Origin of the sequence: Selenomonas sp. AB3002 (assembly GCF_000702545.1) — a bacterium.
GTDB lineage: Bacteria > Bacillota > Negativicutes > Selenomonadales > Selenomonadaceae > Selenomonas_B > Selenomonas_B ruminantium_A.
Genome location: NZ_JNIO01000008.1, coordinates 782,652 through 800,997, shown reverse-complemented (window position 1 = coordinate 800,997; position 18,346 = coordinate 782,652). Strand labels below are relative to the sequence as shown.

The 18,346-nt window shown below is 56.3% G+C and carries 18 protein-coding genes; all 18 read left to right on the top strand.

Annotated features, from left to right (window positions below; translation table 11 throughout):
- The 18 genes from speE (at position 1) to nadB (ending at position 18,336) form a co-directional block, all read left to right on the top strand.
- A complete protein-coding gene (speE, locus tag P159_RS0111625) occupies positions 1-861 on the top strand; it encodes a polyamine aminopropyltransferase (RefSeq protein WP_029544240.1) in 861 nt (286 codons plus the stop codon).
- Entirely contained in the window at positions 858-2,117 is a 1,260-nt protein-coding gene (locus P159_RS0111620; protein WP_029544239.1) for a saccharopine dehydrogenase family protein, read from the top strand. The genes speE and P159_RS0111620 overlap by 4 nt, the downstream gene beginning before the upstream one ends.
- A 9-nt stretch (positions 2,118-2,126) precedes the next feature.
- Positions 2,127-3,296 carry a carboxynorspermidine decarboxylase gene (gene nspC, locus P159_RS0111615; RefSeq protein ID WP_029544237.1) on the top strand — a complete coding sequence of 390 codons (1,170 nt, stop codon included), beginning with the start codon at positions 2,127-2,129 and terminating at the stop codon, positions 3,294-3,296.
- Positions 3,293-4,414 carry an agmatine deiminase gene (gene aguA, locus P159_RS0111610; RefSeq protein ID WP_029544235.1) on the top strand — a complete coding sequence of 374 codons (1,122 nt, stop codon included), beginning with the start codon at positions 3,293-3,295 and terminating at the stop codon, positions 4,412-4,414. Before nspC ends, aguA begins: the two co-directional genes overlap by 4 nt.
- A 10-nt stretch (positions 4,415-4,424) precedes the next feature.
- Positions 4,425-5,300: an N-carbamoylputrescine amidase gene (gene aguB, locus P159_RS0111605; RefSeq protein ID WP_029544234.1), complete on the top strand. Its 876-nt coding sequence runs from the start codon at positions 4,425-4,427 to the stop codon at positions 5,298-5,300.
- Between the two features lie 113 nt (positions 5,301-5,413).
- A complete protein-coding gene (locus tag P159_RS0111600) occupies positions 5,414-6,370 on the top strand; it encodes an alpha/beta hydrolase (RefSeq protein ID WP_029544232.1) in 957 nt (318 codons plus the stop codon).
- A gap of 3 nt (positions 6,371-6,373) precedes the next feature.
- Complete coding sequence (gene dtd / locus P159_RS0111595; protein ID WP_029544231.1) at positions 6,374-6,832, top strand: D-aminoacyl-tRNA deacylase; 459 nt, start codon at positions 6,374-6,376, stop codon at positions 6,830-6,832.
- A complete protein-coding gene (locus P159_RS0111590; protein ID WP_051650326.1) occupies positions 6,829-7,509 on the top strand; it encodes a hypothetical protein in 681 nt (226 codons plus the stop codon). Before dtd ends, P159_RS0111590 begins: the two co-directional genes overlap by 4 nt.
- Positions 7,506-8,441, top strand: a complete 936-nt coding sequence (locus P159_RS0111585) for a YitT family protein (RefSeq protein WP_029544228.1) — start codon at positions 7,506-7,508, stop codon at positions 8,439-8,441. The genes P159_RS0111590 and P159_RS0111585 overlap by 4 nt, the downstream gene beginning before the upstream one ends.
- On the top strand, positions 8,442-9,686 hold the full coding sequence (locus P159_RS0111580; protein WP_029544226.1) for an aminopeptidase: 1,245 nt from the start codon (positions 8,442-8,444) through the stop codon (positions 9,684-9,686).
- 41 nt (positions 9,687-9,727) lie between these two features.
- Entirely contained in the window at positions 9,728-10,294 is a 567-nt protein-coding gene (locus P159_RS0111575) for a peptidylprolyl isomerase (protein ID WP_029544224.1), read from the top strand.
- Entirely contained in the window at positions 10,295-10,543 is a 249-nt protein-coding gene (locus tag P159_RS0111570) for a GIY-YIG nuclease family protein (protein ID WP_217634593.1), read from the top strand.
- Between the two features lie 50 nt (positions 10,544-10,593).
- Complete coding sequence (gene greA / locus P159_RS0111565) at positions 10,594-11,064, top strand: transcription elongation factor GreA (RefSeq protein WP_029544221.1); 471 nt, start codon at positions 10,594-10,596, stop codon at positions 11,062-11,064.
- 21 nt (positions 11,065-11,085) lie between these two features.
- On the top strand, positions 11,086-12,603 hold the full coding sequence (gene lysS / locus P159_RS0111560; RefSeq protein WP_029544219.1) for a lysine--tRNA ligase: 1,518 nt from the start codon (positions 11,086-11,088) through the stop codon (positions 12,601-12,603).
- Positions 12,604-12,754: 151 nt separating this feature from the next.
- Positions 12,755-13,441: a Crp/Fnr family transcriptional regulator gene (locus P159_RS0111555; protein ID WP_029544217.1), complete on the top strand. Its 687-nt coding sequence runs from the start codon at positions 12,755-12,757 to the stop codon at positions 13,439-13,441.
- Positions 13,442-13,498: 57 nt separating this feature from the next.
- Entirely contained in the window at positions 13,499-15,610 is a 2,112-nt protein-coding gene (ccsA, locus tag P159_RS0111550) for a cytochrome c biogenesis protein CcsA (protein ID WP_029544214.1), read from the top strand.
- Between the two features lie 162 nt (positions 15,611-15,772).
- Positions 15,773-16,702, top strand: coding sequence for a quinolinate synthase NadA (nadA, locus tag P159_RS0111545; RefSeq protein ID WP_029544212.1), 930 nt, complete (start codon positions 15,773-15,775; stop codon positions 16,700-16,702).
- The gene (nadB, locus tag P159_RS0111540; RefSeq protein WP_029544210.1) at positions 16,687-18,336 is read left to right on the top strand and encodes an L-aspartate oxidase; all 1,650 of its coding nucleotides are present in this window, start codon (positions 16,687-16,689) and stop codon (positions 18,334-18,336) included. Before nadA ends, nadB begins: the two co-directional genes overlap by 16 nt.
- The last annotated feature ends 10 nt before the right edge of the window (positions 18,337-18,346 follow it).

Below are 18,346 nucleotides of genomic sequence, written 5' to 3'. Positions count from 1 at the left end.
ATGGAAATATGGTTTTCACAGATGGATACGGAAAACGTCAAGACATCTGTGCGAGTGGACAAGCAGCTTTTCTCCAAACAGAGCGAGTATCAGCGCATAGATGTGTTTGAATCCCGGGAGTTTGGCAGGATGATTGTGCTGGACGGCGAAATCATCTTTTCGGAGGCTGACGAATTCATCTATAACGAGATGGTGGTGCATGTGCCCATGGCAGTGCACCCCCAGGTGAAGAATGTGCTGATCATCGGCGGTGGCGATGGGGGCGTGGCGAAAGTTCTCACCCAGTACCCGGAAATCGAGTCCATTGATGTGGTGGAGCCTGATGAGATGTTCATCGAGGTTTCCCGGGAGTATTTCCCTGAGACTGCCAAGGGCTTTGATGACGAGCGGGTCAAGATCACGAATATGGACGGCCTGCGTTTCCTGCGCCGCTGCCGTGACAAGTATGACCTGATCATCAACGACTCCACGGACCCCTTCGGCCATACGGAGGGGCTTTTTACCCGGGAGTTCTATGGCAACTGCTATCGTGCCCTGCATGATGACGGCATCATGGTCTATCAGCATGGCAGCCCCTTTTATGATGAGGATGAGGCAGCCTTCCGGGCCATGCACCGCAAGGCCTATCAGAGCTTTCCCGTGAGCCGCGTCTATCAGGCGGGCATTCCCACCTGTCCTGCAGGGCTCTGGATGTTTGGCTTTGCGTCCAAGAAGTATCACCCGTTGAAGGATTTCAACGCCAAGCGCTGGAATGAGAGGAATCTCACTACCTGGTATTATACGACTCATTTGCATAAGGGAGCCTTCATGCTGCCCAAGTATGTGGAGGATATTCTTTCAGAGGAGGAAATGAAGAAATGAGCAAACTGATGATTATCGGCTGCGGCGGCGTGGCCAGCGTAGCTATCCACAAGGTGTGCCAGAATGACGGTGTCTTCGACGAACTGATGATTGCCAGCCGCACGGTCAGCAAGTGTGACGCTTTGAAAGAGAAGTTACAAGGGCAGACTAAGACCAAGATCACCACGGCCCAGATTGATGCTGACGATGTGGAGGCACTTACCAAACTCATCAAGGAATATCAGCCCGATGCTGTGCTCAATGTGGCTCTGCCCTATCAGGATCTCACCATCATGGATGCCTGCCTGGCTGCCGGGGTGGACTACATCGATACGGCAAACTACGAGCCGGAGGATACGGAAGACCCGGAGTGGCGCAAGATTTATGAGAAGCGCTGCCAGGAGCTGGGGTTCTCCGCTTATTTTGACTATTCCTGGCAGTGGGCTTATGAGGAGAAGTTCAAGCAGGCAGGCCTCACGGCTCTGCTGGGCACGGGCTTTGACCCGGGTGTGACTTCGGTCTTTGCCGCCTATGCCAAGAAGCAGTATTTCGATACCATTGATACCATTGATATCCTGGACTGCAATGGCGGTGACCACGGCTATCCCTTTGCTACGAACTTCAATCCGGAAATCAACCTGCGGGAGGTTTCCGCCCCCGGCTCCTATATGGAAAATGGCAAGTGGATTGAGATTCCTGCCATGAGCATCAAGCGCGAGTACGATTTCGAGGGTGTGGGCAAGAAGGACATGTACCTGCTGCACCATGAGGAAATCGAGGCCCTGGGCCGCAATATGCCGGAAGTCAAGCGCATCCGCTTCTTCATGACCTTCGGGCAGAGTTATTTAGACCATATGCGCTGTCTGGAGAATGTGGGCATGCTCTCCACTACGCCCATCAATTACAACGGCCAGGAAATCGTGCCTATCCAGTTCCTCAAGGCCCTGCTGCCGGATCCGGCTTCCCTCGGTCCCCGTACCAAGGGCAAGACCAATATCGGCTGCATCTTCACGGGCAAGAAGGATGGCAAGGAACGCTCCATCTACATTTACAATGTCTGCGACCATCAGGAGTGTTTCAAGGAAGTTGGTTCCCAGGCTATCTCCTACACCACGGGCGTGCCTGCCATGATTGGCGCCATGCTGGTGGTTACCGGCCAGTGGAAGAAACCCGGTGTCTTCACCACTGACGAGTTCGATCCGGACCCGTACATGGAAGCCCTGAACAAGTGGGGCCTGCCCTGGCAGGTGGATGAAAACCCGGTGCTGGTGGACTGATTTATGGCAATGAAATTAGACAAGGTGCCAACTCCTGCCTATGTGGTGGACGAGCAGGCACTGGAAGCCAACCTGAAAATCCTGCAGGAAGTCAAAGAGGTGGCAGGCTGCAAGATTCTGCTGGCCCAAAAGTGTTTCTCCATGTTTGCCGAGTATCCCTTGATTGCCAGATACCTGGACGGCGCCACCGCCAGCGGTCTCTATGAGGCCCGGCTGGGCCACGAGGAAATGGGGGGGGAGAACCATGTGTTTTCCCCGGCCTATCGTCCAGAGGAAATTGAGGAAATCGCCTCCCTCTGCGATCATGTCATCTTCAATTCCTTTGCCCAGCTGCGCCGCTTTGGGGCCAGGGTAAAAGAAATACAGGCAAAGCGCGGTGTTCAGCAGGGCATTGGCCTGCGCATCAATCCTGAGTGCTCCACCCAGGACCATGCTATCTATGACCCCTGTGCTCCCGGTTCCCGTCTGGGCGTGACGTCAGAGGACTTTGAGAGGGCAGTGGAAGACGAGCCTGAGCTGTTTGAACAACTTGACGGCCTCCATTTCCACACCCTCTGCGAGCAGGACAGCGATGCTCTGGCTGAAACCCTCAAGGCCGTGCAGGAGCGCTTTGGCCGCTGGCTGCAGGCAGATTCTATTCACTGGCTCAATATGGGAGGTGGCCATCATATCACCCGCAAGGATTATGACCGGCAGTTGCTGATTGACCTTATCAGGACAGTGAAGGACAAGTATGCGGTGGAAGTCTATCTGGAGCCCGGGGAGGCGGTGGCTCTCAATGCAGGTTATCTTGTCACCGAGGTGATGGATATAGTTGAGAACCATGATATCAGGACCTTGATTCTTGATGCCTCCGCTGCCTGCCACATGCCCGATGTGCTGGAAATGCCCTATCGCCCGCCCCTGAAGGATTCTGGCGAAGCAGGGGAGAAGGCGTACACCTACAGGCTTTCCTCCTGCACCTGCCTGGCAGGGGATATCATCGGAGACTATTCCTTTGATAAGGCCATTGAACCGGGCGACAGGCTCTATTTTGAGGATATGGCCATTTACTCCATGGTCAAGAACAACACCTTCAACGGCATGGCCCTGCCCGCCATCTGGAAGATGGATGCTGCAGGGGACTGTACCCTGGTGAAGAAGTTTGGCTATGAGGATTTCAAGGGAAGATTGTCATGATGATTACCGATACCACACCAAAGGCAGATGGATTCCATATGCCGGCAGAGTTTGCCCCCCATGAGGGAACCTTCCTGATCTGGCCTGTGCGTCCAGGCTCCTGGACCAATGGTGGCGCAGATGTGCAGCCCGTCTTTGTGGAGCTGATCCGGGAGATTTCCGCTGTGGAGGAGCTTTACCTGCTGGTGGAGGGGGCGCACCGCACCCAGGCAGAGGCCATGCTGAAAGACCTGACTCAGGAGCATATCCATTATCTGGAGATTCCCACCAATGATGCCTGGGCCAGGGATATGGGGCCTACCTATGTGGTCAATGGGCAGGGCCAGCGCCGTGGCATCAACTGGCGCTTCAATGCCTGGGGGGGCGATTTTGACGGCCTTTACCCTGATTATGAGCTGGATGATGCGGCGGCGGCGCAGATGTGCGCGGCCTTGGGCGATGATATTTACGATGCAGGTGGATTCGTGCTGGAGGGCGGCTCCATCCATGTGGACGGGGAAGGCACGGTAGTAGTGACCGAAGCCTGCCTGCTGTCAGAGGGACGCAATCCAGAGCTCACCAGGGCGCAGATTGAAGCGAAGCTGTTGGACTATCTGGGCGCGGAGAAAGTCATCTGGCTGCCCAGGGGCATTTACAACGATGAGACCAATGAGCATGTGGACAATGTCTTTGCCTTTGTGAAGCCGGGCGAAGTTGTATTGGCCTGGACAGATGATAAGTCTGACCCGCAGTATGAGCTGAGCAGGGCAGACTTGGATGTTTTTGAGCAGGCTGTAGATGCCAAAGGGCGCAAGTTCAGGATCCATAAGCTGCCTATCCCTGAAAAGCCTGTCTGCATCACGGAGGAAGAAGCCAATAGCTTTGCCTTTGAGGAAGGCGAGGACAGGCGGGAGCCGGGTGAGCGACTGGCGGCCAGCTATGTGAATTTCTATCTTTGCAATGGCAAGGTCATCGTGCCGCAGTTTGGTGATGTGAGGGACGAAGAAGCTTTGCGTATCCTGCAGGATTGTTTTCCGGAGCGCAGGGTGGTGCCCCTGCAGGCGCGTTCTGTCATAGTGGGGGGCGGCAACTTCCACTGCCTGACCCAGCAGATTCCCTTGGCAGGGCAGAAGGAATAGAGGTGAAACTATGCGAGAGGTAACCGTGGCTGCCATTCAGATGCAGATGGTGGCAGAGGTCAGTGAAAATATCCGCAAGGCTGAAAAGCTGGTGCGGGAAGCCGCAGGGCGGGGGGCGCAGGTAATCCTGTTGCCTGAGCTCTTTGAGCGTCCCTATTTCTGCCAGCAACGACAGTATGAGTTTTACGCTTTTGCCACGGCTTTGGAGGATAATCCTGCTGTGAGGCATTTTCAGCCTATAGCTAAGGAACTTGAAGTTGCTATGCCCATCAGCTTTTACGAGAAGGACGGAACCCGTCTCTTCAACAGCATTGCCATGCTGGATGCGGACGGCTCTGTTTTGGGGGTCTACCGCAAGACACATATTCCCGATGACCATTATTATCAGGAGAAGTTCTACTTCACCCCGGGCAATACGGGATTCAAGGTCTGGGCCACCCGCTATGGCAGGATAGGCGTGGGCATCTGCTGGGACCAGTGGTTCCCAGAGGCCGCCCGGGCAATGGCCCTGCAGGGGGCGGAGATGCTGCTCTATCCTACGGCCATTGGTTCTGAGCCCATCCTGGACACGGACAGCATGCCCCACTGGCGCCGCTGCATGCAGGGGCATGCCGGCAGCAATCTTGTGCCTGTTATTGCGGCCAACCGGGTGGGGATGGAAAAAGTGGAGCCCTGCGAAGAAAATGGCGGGCAGTCCTCCTCCCTGAAGTTCTATGGCTCGTCCTTCATCACAGACAATACCGGTGGTATTATCGCTGAGGCCAACCGCACGGACGAAACGATTCTGACGGCCAGCTTCGACCTGGAGCGTCTGGAGAAAGACCGCCTGAGCTGGGGGCTTTTCCGCGACCGCAGGCCGGAGATGTATCAGGATATAGTGAAGTAGAGAGCAATGAGTAAAGCCTTCCTCTGGCGAGGAAGGCTTTTTAATGCTCGTCTATTTGTTAAACATCCCTATTTGCGTTATAATGTGTACTATCGACGAAAGGGGGCGGATGGATGAAGAAAATATTGATTTCCTGCCTGCTGACAGCCGTGGTCATGACCGTTTCTTTTGTGCTGGGGGCAGGTTATTTTATTGGCAATTATCTGGTTTCTTTTGGCCTGGAACGGGGTACCTTTGGTGGACATACGGAGCCGCCCCGGGCCTTTGCCCTGCTGATGCCGCCGGAGAGCCGCAAGTATGACAGGCCGGATTACCTCAGCGAACCCTGGGAATTGCAGTCTGAGGATGGGCTGCACCTCACCGCCACTCATTTTTCACCGGAGGAAAGTTCCAATAAGTGGGTAATCGTGGCTCATGGCTATGGCTGCAACCAGACTAATTCATATTATATAGCAGAAAACTATCTAATGATGGGGTACCATGTGCTGACGCCTGACCTCAGGGCTTCCGGGGAAAGCCAGGGGCAGTTTCTCACTATGGGGTATAGAGAAAGTGCGGATGTGACTGCCTGGGCAGGGCTGATAGCCATGCGCTATCCTGAGGCCCATATCGTGCTGCATGGCGTTTCTATGGGAGCCGCCACGGTGATGCTGGCCTCTGATGACGAGAACCTGCCGGCTCAGGTAGTGGCCTGTGTGGAGGACAGCGGCTATACCAGCGCCTTTGACCTTCTGGCTCATCAGATGAAGGATTCCTTCGGCCTGCCGCCCTTCCCGGCAATGAACCTCCTGGACTGGCGCTGCAGGGAAGTGGCCGGCTTCAGCCTCAATCAGGCGGTGCCTGTCCAGGCGGTGAAAAATTCCAAGGTGCCCATGCTCTTTATCCACGGGCTGAAGGATACTCTGGTACCTCCTGCCATGGCGCAGGAACTTTATGATGCGGCTGTGGCTCCCCGCAAGGAAATCCTCTTCATCGAGGAGGCTGTCCATGGGGCTGCCAGCCAGACTGGACAGGAGCAGTATTTCAAGACCATCAGGGATTTTGTCAAGCCCTATATGACGAAAGGATAAGAGATGAAAGCAGTAGTTACACGGGTGAAGTCAGCCTCTGTCACCATTGAGGGAAAAGTAGAAGGGGCCATCGGCCAGGGCTATCTGGTGCTGCTGGGGGTAGGCCCGGAGGACTCTGAGGCTGAGGCTGATTATCTGGCAGAGAAAATAGTGCACCTGCGGGTCTTTGAGGATGAGCAGGGGAAGATGAACCTGAACATCGAGCAGGTGGGGGGAGAAATCCTGGTCATTTCCCAGTTCACCCTCTATGCTGACCTCAGCAGCCGTCGCCCGGGCTTTTCTCATGCGGCGCCGCCCTCCTTGGCAGAGCCTTTGTACAATTACTTCATGGCAAAGCTGGAGGAATTGGGGTTCCCACCCCAGCATGGCAGCTTTGGAGCGGATATGCAGGTGGAGTCCATCAATGACGGGCCCGTTACTCTTATCTTTGACACTGAGGAAATGAGGAATAAGAAGAAATGATGAAAAAGTTGGTAGCAATTCTTGCTGTGGCAGCCTGCCTGGGGATAGCTGCACCATCTGAGATTGCCAATCCTGCCTGCTTTGGCGCAGCTGAAGCGGCCAAGTCTTCCCTGCAGGACAGCGACTTTGGCTACAAAGGACTGAAATTGGGGGACGAAATCTCCCAGATGCTTGATATCCTGGGGGAACCTCTGTTTGATAAAGAACAGACGGTACAGGGAGTACCTTTGACCATCTACGAATATCCTGAGGTCAGAGTGGGGATTGTTAAAGCCACAGGCAAAGTGGCAGATATTGCCCTGTCTGGCAAGGATTATACCCTGCGCCATAATGTGCGTCAGGGGGCGACTTCCTACTGGCTGGAGAAAACCTATGGCGAGACGGAGCGTCAGTGGCACGGGGGCGTGCCATATTTCATCTATGAACGGCCTGGTCATGCCCATGAGCATTTGCTCTTTGAACTGGATGTGGAGACGTGGCATCTGGTGAGCGCCCGTATTACGGCTCTGCCGCTTACGGACGAGGAAGCAGACCGCATGGCCATCGAGGGCGCTGACATTGAAGAGGGGCTGGAAGATGCAGCCTTGGCTGAGAAGCTGGGAGCGAAGGAAATTGACATTTCAGCGCTGCCACAGGAGGAAGTCCCTCAACTCAGAATAGGAGGAAAGGCTGAATGATACAGCTGAAGATGCTCGAACACCGGCTTTTGCGGTATCTTGGTATCTCCCTGGGCTGCCTTATTGCCAGCTGTTCCATCAACCTCTTTCTGGTGCCTGCGCACCTGCTGACAGGCGGCGCCACGGGCATTGCCATCATTGTCTACTACCTGAGCCATCTGCCCATAGGCTTGCAGACCTTTCTTTACAATATCCCGCTGCTTCTGGCGGCCTGGAAGACCTTGGGCAGGGGCTATACCTTCGACGTCATCATAGGCACGGCTATCTTTTCCTTCTTCCTGGATTTCACCAAGCCGCTGAATGCCTATGCGCCTGTCAATGACATCATGCTCTCAGCCATTTTCGGCGGTGTCTTCAACGGCATCGGCTACGGCATTGTCTTCCGCATGAACGGCAGCACCGGCGGCTTTGACATCATCGGCGCCATTGTGAAGAAGTATTACTCCCTGAATATGGGAGGCGTGATCTTTGCCTTCAACTGCCTGATCATGGCGGCGGCGGCTTTCCTCTTTGGCGTGGCGCCGGCCATGTTCACCCTGATCTGCATGTACATGAATGCCAATGTGACTGACAAGGTCATAGCGGGCTTCAATAAGCGCAAGGCAGTGCTCATCATCTCCGACCAGGCCCAGCATATAGCCGAGGGCATCATCACGGAGGTGGGCCGGGGGGTCACCTTCCTGCACGGTCAGGGGGCCTTTACCCGCCGGGAACGGAATGTGGTGTTCGTGGTAGTGAATCTTACCCAGGTATCCAAGATAAAGCTGATAGCCAACCTCTTTGACCCCGGGGCCTTCATGATTGTCATTTCTGCCAACGAGGTCATGGGCCGGGGCTTCAGCACGCCGGGGGTGGACATCGAAGAAATGCTGAAGCGCAGGAAGAAGAAAATGGAGCAGGAGGCGCTGAAAAGCGCAGAAAGGAAGCAATAGATGGAACAGGAACTGCTGAAAAAATATGCCAGGCTGGTGGTCAGAGTAGGGGTGAACCTGCAGGATGACCAGATCCTGGTCATCAATTCCCCCCTGGAGTGTGCAGAGTTTGCCCGCCTCATTGCGGCCGAGGCCTTTGCGGCAGGCGCCCATGATGTGGTGGTGAGCTGGGGAGATGAAGAACTGGCCCGCATCCGTTATGCGGGTGGCAGGAAGGAAATCTTCGCGGAGTTCCCTGAGTGGAGAGTGCGCTTCTATCAGGATTACGCAGAGCAGGGAGCGGCCTTTGTGTCCATTGCTGCCCGCAATCCTGAGATTTTCAAGGATATAGAGCAGGAAAAGCTAACTCTTTCCGCCCAGGCGGCGGGGGCTGCGCTCCTGGAGTATCGCGCGCGCCTTATGAACAATGAGAACACCTGGTGCGTGGTGTCCGTGCCTACGGCAGGCTGGGCGAAGAAGGTTTTCCCGGAATTGGGTGAGGAAGAGGCCAAGGCCAGTCTCTGGCAGGAAATCTTCCGCACGGTGCGCATTGAGCCAGAGACAGACCCGGCTGAGGCCTGGAAGGAGCATATCGCTACTTTGCAAAAAGCGGCTGAGTTCCTGAACAAGCAGAACTTCAAGGCCCTGCACTACAAGAACAACCTGGGCACAGACCTTACGGTGGAACTGCCGGAGGGCCATATCTGGGCAGGGGGAGCGGAGAAAGCCGCCACGGGAGTGACTTTTGCCGCCAATATGCCTACGGAGGAAGTCTACTCCCTGCCCCTGCGGGAGGGGGTGAACGGCACGGTTTACGCCTCCAAGCCCTTGATTTACAACGGCAACCGCATTGAGAATTTCCACCTGACCTTCAAGGAGGGTCGTGTGGTGGACTTCGGGGCAGAAGTTGGAGAGGAAACTCTGAAGGAACTTATCAATATGGACGAGGGTTCCCATTATCTTGGCGAAGTGGCCCTGGTGCCATATGATTCACCCATCTCCAACAGCGGCATCCTCTTCTACAACACCCTCTTCGACGAGAACGCCGCCTGCCATCTGGCTCTGGGCAAGGCTTATCCCACCTGCCTGGAGGGCGGGGAGAAGATGGACAGCGTGACACTGCTGCAGCATGGAGTGAACGATTCCCTGGTCCACGAGGACTTCATGATAGGCACCGCTGACCTCTCCATTGTGGGCATTACCCGTGAGGGGGAGAAAGTGGAGATTTTCAGAAACGGCAATTTTGCCCCCGGAGTTCTTGACTAATTTAGGGAAACTATTGAAAAAACCTCAGGAGGTAAGGTAAAATGAAAAAGATAATGATTTTGGCCCTGGCGCTCATGCTCCTGCTGACTGGCGGGTGCCTGGCCCAGGCGGACAATAATGGAGGCACGAAGAAAGTGGCAAACCGCATCGCAGTTTTTGAAACCAATCTGGGAACTTTTGAAATCGAGCTTTTTGAGGACAAGGCACCGAAGACCACCAAGAACTTCATTGACCTGACGGAGAAGGGCTTCTATGACGGCATTATCTTCCACCGCGTCATTGACGGCTTCATGATCCAGGGCGGCGACCCCACGGGCACCGGCATGGGCGGCCCTGGCTACACCATTGATGATGAGTTCGGTGACGGCCTCCGCCACAGCAGCGAGGGTATCCTCTCCATGGCCAATGCAGGCCCCAACACCGGCGGCAGCCAGTTCTTCATCACTTTGGACAAGACTCCCTGGCTGGACGGCCATCATGCAGTCTTCGGCAAGGTCGTGAAGGGCATGGATGTGGTGAAGAAGATTGGCAAGGTCAAGACTGACTTCTCCGACCGCCCCCTGGAGGACGTGGTGATGCAGAAGGTCACCATCAAAGAGGCGGAGTAATTGCCGGCCTTCACTTATATGCTGGAATGCGGGGACGGCAGCCTATATGTGGGCTGGACCAATGACCTGGAAAAACGCATCAGGACCCATCAGGCGGGGCAGGGAGGCAAGTACACCCGGTCCCGCCTGCCTGTCCGTCTGGCATATTTCGAGGAACTGCCGGATAGGCACACGGCCATGAGCAGGGAGTGGCATTTGAAGCGCCTTACCCACAAGCAAAAGCTGGCACTCATTGACAAGGCCAAATAAACTCCGTATACTAAATAAGTTAATCTATATTAGAAAAAGGGGCGTTAAACATGGCAGACAAGAAAGTCATGCTGACCGAAGACGGTTATAATAAACTGGTAGAAAAGCTCAAATACATGAAGGAAGTGCGCCGCATGGAGGTGGCTGACCGCTTGAAGGCAGCTATCGCTCTGGGCGACCTTTCCGAGAACTCCGAGTATGATGATGCGAAAAACGAGCAGGCTTTCCTGGAAGGCGAGATCCAGGAGCTGGAGAACAAGATTCGCAACTCTGAGATCATCAAGGCTGGCAGCGGCGACGTGGTGCAGATGGGCAGCAAGGTCGTGGTGAAGGACCTGGAGTATGACGAGGAGGACACCTTCATGCTGGTGGGCTCCACCGAGGCAGACCCGGATGAGGGCAAGATTTCCAATGAGTCTCCCCTGGGCAGCGCTTTGCTGGGCCAGAAGGTAGGAGCTACCGTGGATGTCCACGCTCCCGCAGGCGTCATCAAGTATCAGATCGTGGAAATCAAGGGCTAATAGATAGGAGCATTTGAGCATATGTCAGACAAGAACCAGCAGGCTCAGGCAAATGAGTCTACTCAGGATATCGGCGCCCTCATGAAGGTGCGCCGTGACAAGATGGAGGCTTTTCGGGAGATGGGGGTGGCCCCCTTCGGCCACCGCTTCGAGGTGAGCGCTTACGCCCAGCCCCTGAAGGATAAGTATGATTACCTCCAGGAGGATGAAGAAGGCGAAGAGGAAGTGACCATCGCCGGCCGTCTTATGGCTATCCGCGGCCATGGCAAGGCTTCCTTCTCCGTGCTGAATGACCGCACCGGCAACATCCAGATTTACTTCAAGCTGGATGTGCTGGGTGAGCAGAAGTACAAGGAAGAGTTCAAGCGCCTTGACATGGGCGACATCATCGGCGTCAAGGGCCATGTGTTCAAGACCCGCCGTGGTGAAGTCACTGTGCGTGTGGAGGACTTCGACCTGCTGTCCAAGTCCCTGCGTCCCCTGCCGGAGAAGTTCCACGGCCTGAAAGATGTGGATGTGCGTTATCGTCAGCGCTATCTGGACCTCATCGTGAATCCCGAGGTCCGGGACACCTTCCGCAAGCGCAGCCAGATCATCAAGTCCATCCGCAGCTACCTGGATGAGCGCGACTTCCTGGAAGTGGAGACCCCGGTGCTCTCCACCATTGCCGGCGGCGCTGCAGCCCGTCCTTTCGTCACCCATCACAATGCCCTGGACATCGATCTCTACCTGCGCATTGCTACGGAGCTCAGCCTGAAGCGCCTGGTGGTGGGCGGCATGGACCGTGTGTACGAAATGGGCCGTGTCTTCCGCAACGAGGGCATGGACGTGCGTCATAACCCTGAGTTTACCTCCATTGAGATCTATCAGGCTTTCGCTGACTATACTGACCTCATGGACATCACTGAGGGCATTGTCTGCAACGCAGCACAGGCTGTATTGGGTACTACCAGGATCAACTATCAGGGCGTGGATATTGACCTTGCCAATGTCAAGCGCATCAGCATGAATGATGCGGTGAAGGAAGCCACGGGCAAGGATTTCATGGCCTGCCAGACTGTGGAAGAAGCCCGCAAGCTGGCTGATGAGATTGGCGTGGCCTACGAGGAGCGCCACGGCATCGGCGGCATCCTCAACGAGGCCTTTGAGGCCAAGGTGGAGGAGAGCCTGATGCAGCCCACATTCATCACCGGCCATCCCACGGAGATCTCTCCTTTGGCCAAGCGCAATCCGGAGGATCCCCGCATTACGGACCGCTTCGAGTTCTTCATCTATGGCCGTGAGCTGGCCAACGGCTTCACGGAGCTCAACGACCCCATCGACCAGGAAGGCCGCTTCCTTGAGCAGCTGAAGCAGCGTGAGGCTGGTGACGATGAGGCCCATGTCATGGACCGCGACTTCATCACCGCCCTGGAGTATGGCCTGCCCCCCACGGGCGGCTTAGGGATAGGCGTGGACCGTCTGGTGATGCTGCTTACCGACGCACCTTCCATCCGCGACGTGCTGCTGTTCCCGACTATGAAGCCGGTGGCAGAGTAAGGCAAATTGCATAAGGCTGACTGAAAGAGAGCCTGCCCTTGACCTGAATGGTCAGGAGCAGGCTTTTACTATGTGCAAATAAATTGCAGGGAATTTTCGGGAATGATAGAAATAGTAACTATGATGAAATTTACGCAAGGGAGAGCTGCCTATGAACATGAAGGATCTGCACTTGGCGGAGCTTTCTGTTTTCTCCGGCCTGACCATGGGGGAAATACAGGAGTTCATCCAGCATACGTCGGCAGTGCTGAAGCATTATGGCAAGAAGGAAAGACTGCTGGAGGCCTACGAGAAAAATGATCAGCTGGGGGTTATCGTGACGGGAAAGGCCCAGATCCTCACGGAAGACTGGCTGGGCAATGAGAACGTGGGGCACAGCCTGGAGCGGGGAGCCCTGGTGGGGGTGACCTCTGCCATCCTGTCTTCGGAGTACAGTGGCAGTGCTGTGGAGGCCATCAATGAGATGAAAGTTCTCTGGATTCCTTACAAGTCCCTGCTGATTGCCGGTCCGCGACTGGGGCGCATCCATGGCATTGTCATGAAGCATATCCTGGAAGCCTTGGCCAGGAAGAACTTCCTCATGGTGGAGAAGATGGAGGTGTTGTCGAAGAAATCCCTGCGGGAGCGCATCATCATCTATCTCCTGCAGAGGGAAAAGCGGCAGAAAAATGAGCAGGTGGCGGTGCCCGGACGGGTGCAGCTGGCCAAAGAACTTGACTGCAACCGCAGCGCCCTGACCCGGGAAATCGGCCTGATGCAGGAAGAAGGGCTGCTGGAAACAGGTCCGGACTGGCTGCGGCTCATAAAGTCCCGGGTACTGGGGCGGGATATCGTTTGAAGCAAGAGCATCAGAAAAATTTCAGCAATATATCAATTCAGCATTGGAGGAATATATATGGCAGGGGCTGCGAGCCTGGGATTTACTTTGGCCTTTTCCTTACTGGCCGTGTTCGTGTGTGCCTTCCGCAGGAAGGCCGGGGAGAAGTGGGGGGCTTATCTGGCCTGTGGGGCCTTGGGAGGAACGGCTGTTGCTAGTGTCCTCCTGATGGCTGCCATCTTCCAAAATGACTTCGGTCTGGAGTATGTGGCAAATTACTCGTCAAAGGATTTGGATCCGCTGTACAAGTTTTCTGTTTTCTGGGCAGGGCAGCAGGGCTCCTTCCTACTGTGGCTGCTGATCCACGCCCTGGTGGGCGGGTATCTGGCCTGCAGGAAGAAGCTGGCGCCCCAGGGCATGGCGGTGTATATGCTGCTGCAGGCCCTGCTGGCTGTACTGGTGCTGGGGAAAAGTCCCTTCCTGCCTGTGGCGGAACTCATGGAAGATGGGGTGGGGCTGAATCCCCTGTTGCAGGACCCCTGGATGGCCATTCATCCGCCCATTATCTTCATTGGCTATGCCCTTTTGGCAGTGCCCTTTGCCTACGGGGCAGGAGCCCTTTGGCAGGACCCGAAGGATGATGGCTGGCTGGAGCCTGCCAGGAAATGGACCCTCATAGCCTGGGCTTTTTTGGGAGCGGGCATTTTCATTGGCGGCTACTGGGCCTACAAAGTGCTGGGCTGGGGAGGATACTGGGGCTGGGACCCGGTGGAGAACTCATCCCTGGTGCCCTGGCTGCTGGCGGCTGTGCTGCTGCATTTGCTGAAGGTGGCCAAGGTTCGTCCCAATGTGCGCGTCATGGCACACCTGGCTGCCATCTTCACTTACTCTTTTGTGCTTTATGGCACATTTTTGACCCGCAGCGGCATCCTGGGGGATTTTTCCGTCCACTCCTTCAGCGGCACCAGCATCGGCCTATTGATTGCGGTGGTGAATGCCCTGGTGCTGATGGCCGCCCTTTGCCAGCTTATTTGGAAGCTGAAGGAACTGCCCCAGGGGGAAATCTATGAGGGCTATGGCAACCGGGAATTCCTGCTTTCCCTTGGCATGCTGCTCCTGGTCTTTATGGCGGTGATCATCTTCCTGGGCATGTCCATGCCCCTGCTCACCCAACTGGCAGGCAAACCTGCGGCGGTGGATACGAATTTCTATGTCAGGACGACCCTGCCTTTGGCCGTGGCCATGCTGGCGGTGCTGACCTGTTGCTCTATGCGGGGCTATGGCGGCAGCCGTCTGCTGCAGGGGCAGAAGGTGAAAATGGTTTTGGCCGGATGCTTCGTGCTGGGAGCGGTCCTGGCCCTGGCAGCAGGTGTCAGGGGAATCCTGCCCTTGCTTCTGGCGGGGACAGCCTTGCTGGGAGTGGGAGCTTCTGTCCTGGGATATCCCCGCAGCGGCCTCAGACTGGGAGGAACCATTGCTCATGTGGGGCTGGGGCTGGGGCTTCTGGCCATCGTGCTTTCCGGCAGCGGCAGCCAGACTCTTTCGGAAGAGTTCCAGGCAGGAGAGACCAGGAGCCTGCTGGGTCATGAAATAACTTATAGGGGACAGGACTTTTCAGAAGATGGCAAAGGGAAGGCCTATGTGTATGAGGTGGACGGGCAGGAAGTCCGCGCCCACACCAAGCTGCACTCAAATGGTTCTGATGCCGCCAGGGAGCCAGCCATCTATAAATCCTTGACAGGGGATATCTATATCGCTCCCACGCCGCCCCAGGAAACGGGGGTGGAGGAACTGACCCTGAAAAAGAAGCAGATTGCCCTGGCAGGAGAGGAGGCATATCTGCTGGAAGATGTGGAGGCCGAGGAGGAGCCCGGGGGACGCCTGAGGCTTACGGCGGAGATTTCCGTGACCGACGGGGATGTGGTTGATACCATAAGGCCCGTTATAGAGGTATCTCAAAACCGCACGGGAAATTCCCAGCCGGTGAGCGTGCTGGAGGGCAGGAAGCGCGTGCGGCTGACAGGCATGACTGAAGATTACAAGAAGGTGCGCCTGGAAATCCTGCCTTCCCTGGAAGAGGCTGAAAAAGCTGCAGTCACCGCTTCCGTCAGCACAAAGCCCTATATCTGGCTGCTCTGGCTTGCCTGCACAGCCGTGACTTGCGGCTGTCTGCTGGCAGCAAAGAAATAAGCAAGAATAGTGTGCCGCCTCGTCCATATATGAACGGGGCGGTACATTATTATGTGCGGAGTTTGTTGTTCGTACTTGCCAGATGGGGAAAATAAAGTTAGAATAGCATTGTCTGCTGTCAAGACAGTAGACAATGCTATTTCTTATGTGAGGAGTTTGTTTATGGAAGATATCATTGAGGAAATCATGGAACTGAAGCGGCAGCGCAAGGCCGTAATCCTGGCCCATGTCTACCAGCCGGAAGAGATTCAGGAAATTGCCGATTTCACAGGGGACTCCTTTGGCTTGTCCCAGCAGGCTGCCGCCACTGATGCGGAAGTCATCGTCTTCTGCGGAGTGCGGTTCATGGCGGAGACCGCCAATATCCTGTCCCCGGACAAGATTACCCTGCTGCCTGCGGTGGATGCCGGCTGCCAGATGTTCACCGATGCTATTACAGGAGAGGTCCGCAGGGCCAAGGCCGAGCGCCCGGAAGCGCTGGTGGTTTCCTATGTGAACACCCCTGCAGCTGTCAAGGCCATGAGTGACATTTGCTGCACCTCATCAAATGCTGCTGCCGTGGTGGCTTCTTTGCCCCGGGAACAGGAGGTCATCTTTGTTCCCGATGCCAACCTTGGCTCCTGGGCCGAGGAGCAGTGCGGCCGGGAACTCCTGAAGTGGCAGGGGGGCTGTCCCATCCATGGACGGCTCACGGTGGAAGATGTGCGCCGGGCCAGGGCAGAGCACCCTGGAGCCCTTGTGCTGATGCACCCGGAATGTCGTCCTGAGGTGCGGGAACTGGCAGATTATATCGGCAGCACCACGGGCATTGTCAATTTTGCGCAAAAAAGCCAGGCAGAGGAATTCATCATCGCCACGGAGGAAGGGGTCATGTACGAATTGACAGAGCGTTGTCCAAGCAAGAAATTCCATCTGGCATCCAGGAAGCTCCTTTGCGTCAATATGAAGAAGACCTCTCTGGAGAAGGTGCGTGACGCCCTGAAGAACATGGAACCCCGGGTGGTGGTGCCGGAGGAAATCCGCCTGAAGTCTGTGGCGGCTTTGGAAAAGATGCTGGCTGTAAAGGGGGAAGCAGCATGCAGCGCTATCTGATGAATTTCGACACCAAACGGATGGAGAACCGCCGGACAGAATGCCTGGTGATCGGCAGCGGCGTGGCCGGCCTCACTGCCGCCTGCCAGCTGGCCCGTCATGGCCATCATGTGCTGCTGGTGGTGCGGGACACTCTGCAGGACAGCAATACCAGCAAGGCTCAGGGGGGCATTGCCGCCGCTTTGGGAAAAGATGACAATCCGCAGCTGCATTTGGAGGATACCCTGGTGGCAGGAGCCGGGCTCAGCAATGAATCCGTCTCCCGCATGGTGGTGACAGAAGGGCCGGAGGAAATCCGCTGGCTGGCAGAAAACGGCGCCGAGTTTGACAGGAATGAAGATGGCAGTCTAGCCTTGGGGCGGGAGGGCTGCCATGGCCGCCAGCGCATTGTACACAGCCATGGTGATGCCACCGGGGCAGAGGTGGCCCGGGCCCTCAATGATATGGCAGCCAAAGAGCCAAACATCAGGACGATGGAGGGCTGCTATGTGGTAGATTTGCTGACCCATCGGGGCCGTTGCTATGGGGTTACAGCCCTCTGGCATGGAAGGAAGATATGTCTGCGGGCAGAGCATACGGTCCTGGCTGCCGGCGGCCTGGGACGCCTCTTTCAGCACACCACCAATCCTGATGGTGCCACCGGCAGCGGCCTGGCCATGGCCTTGCGGGCCGGGGCAGCACTGGCAGATATGGAATTCGTGCAGTTCCACCCCACGGCCCTGGCTCTGCCCGGCTGTCCCAATTTCCTGATTTCCGAGGCGGTGCGTGGGGCTGGCGCCCACCTGCTGGATCTTGAAGGGAGACGCTTCATGCCGGGTTATCATCCCATGGCAGAGCTGGCTCCCAGGGATGTGGTAGCCCGCCGCATCTTCCGGGAGATGACCAGGGCTGAAGCCAGCCATATCTGGCTGGATGCACGCCATATCGAAAAGGTGACGGAAAAATTCCCCATGATTGCTGCCACCTGCCGGGACTATGGGATAGACATGGCCAAAGACCTGATTCCCATTGCCCCTGCTGCCCATTACATGATGGGGGGCATCCACACGGATATTTGGGGGCGCACTGACATTGAAGGCCTGTACGCCTGCGGTGAGGCAGCCTGCACCGGCCTGCAGGGAGCCAACCGCCTGGCCAGCAACAGCCTGCTGGAGGGGCTGGTCTTCGGCCGCCGGGTGGCTGTCATCATAGGCAAGACCAGGCTGCCCCAGGCGGAAGCAGGCCTCAGGTGGCGGGAGGAAAGCCTGGCAGAGGAGAAGCAGGGTGAGGTACAGGCTGACATAGCCCAAAGCAGGCAGCTTATGAGCCGCTATCTGGGCATCGTCCGCAGTGAAGAGGATTTGGCTGCGGGCGAGGAAAAACTGCGCCGTCTGGCAAGTGTCTATGCAGGCTGCAGTGCGGATTCCCCGGCAGAGCTTGACCTGTGTGCCGCCCTAACCTGCGGCGCCATGATGTTCAGGGGGGCCAGGCGCCGCAAGGAAAGCCGCGGCGCCCATTATCGGGCAGATTATCCTGAGAAGGATGAAGCCTTTGCCCAGCATTTCGGTGACCAGTGGAGGGTAAACGAAGAGGCAGGGGAGCAAGAAGAAGAAAATACGGCCACAGCGGCTGTTTTGGCCTGGGGCCTGGCATAACTGAAACATC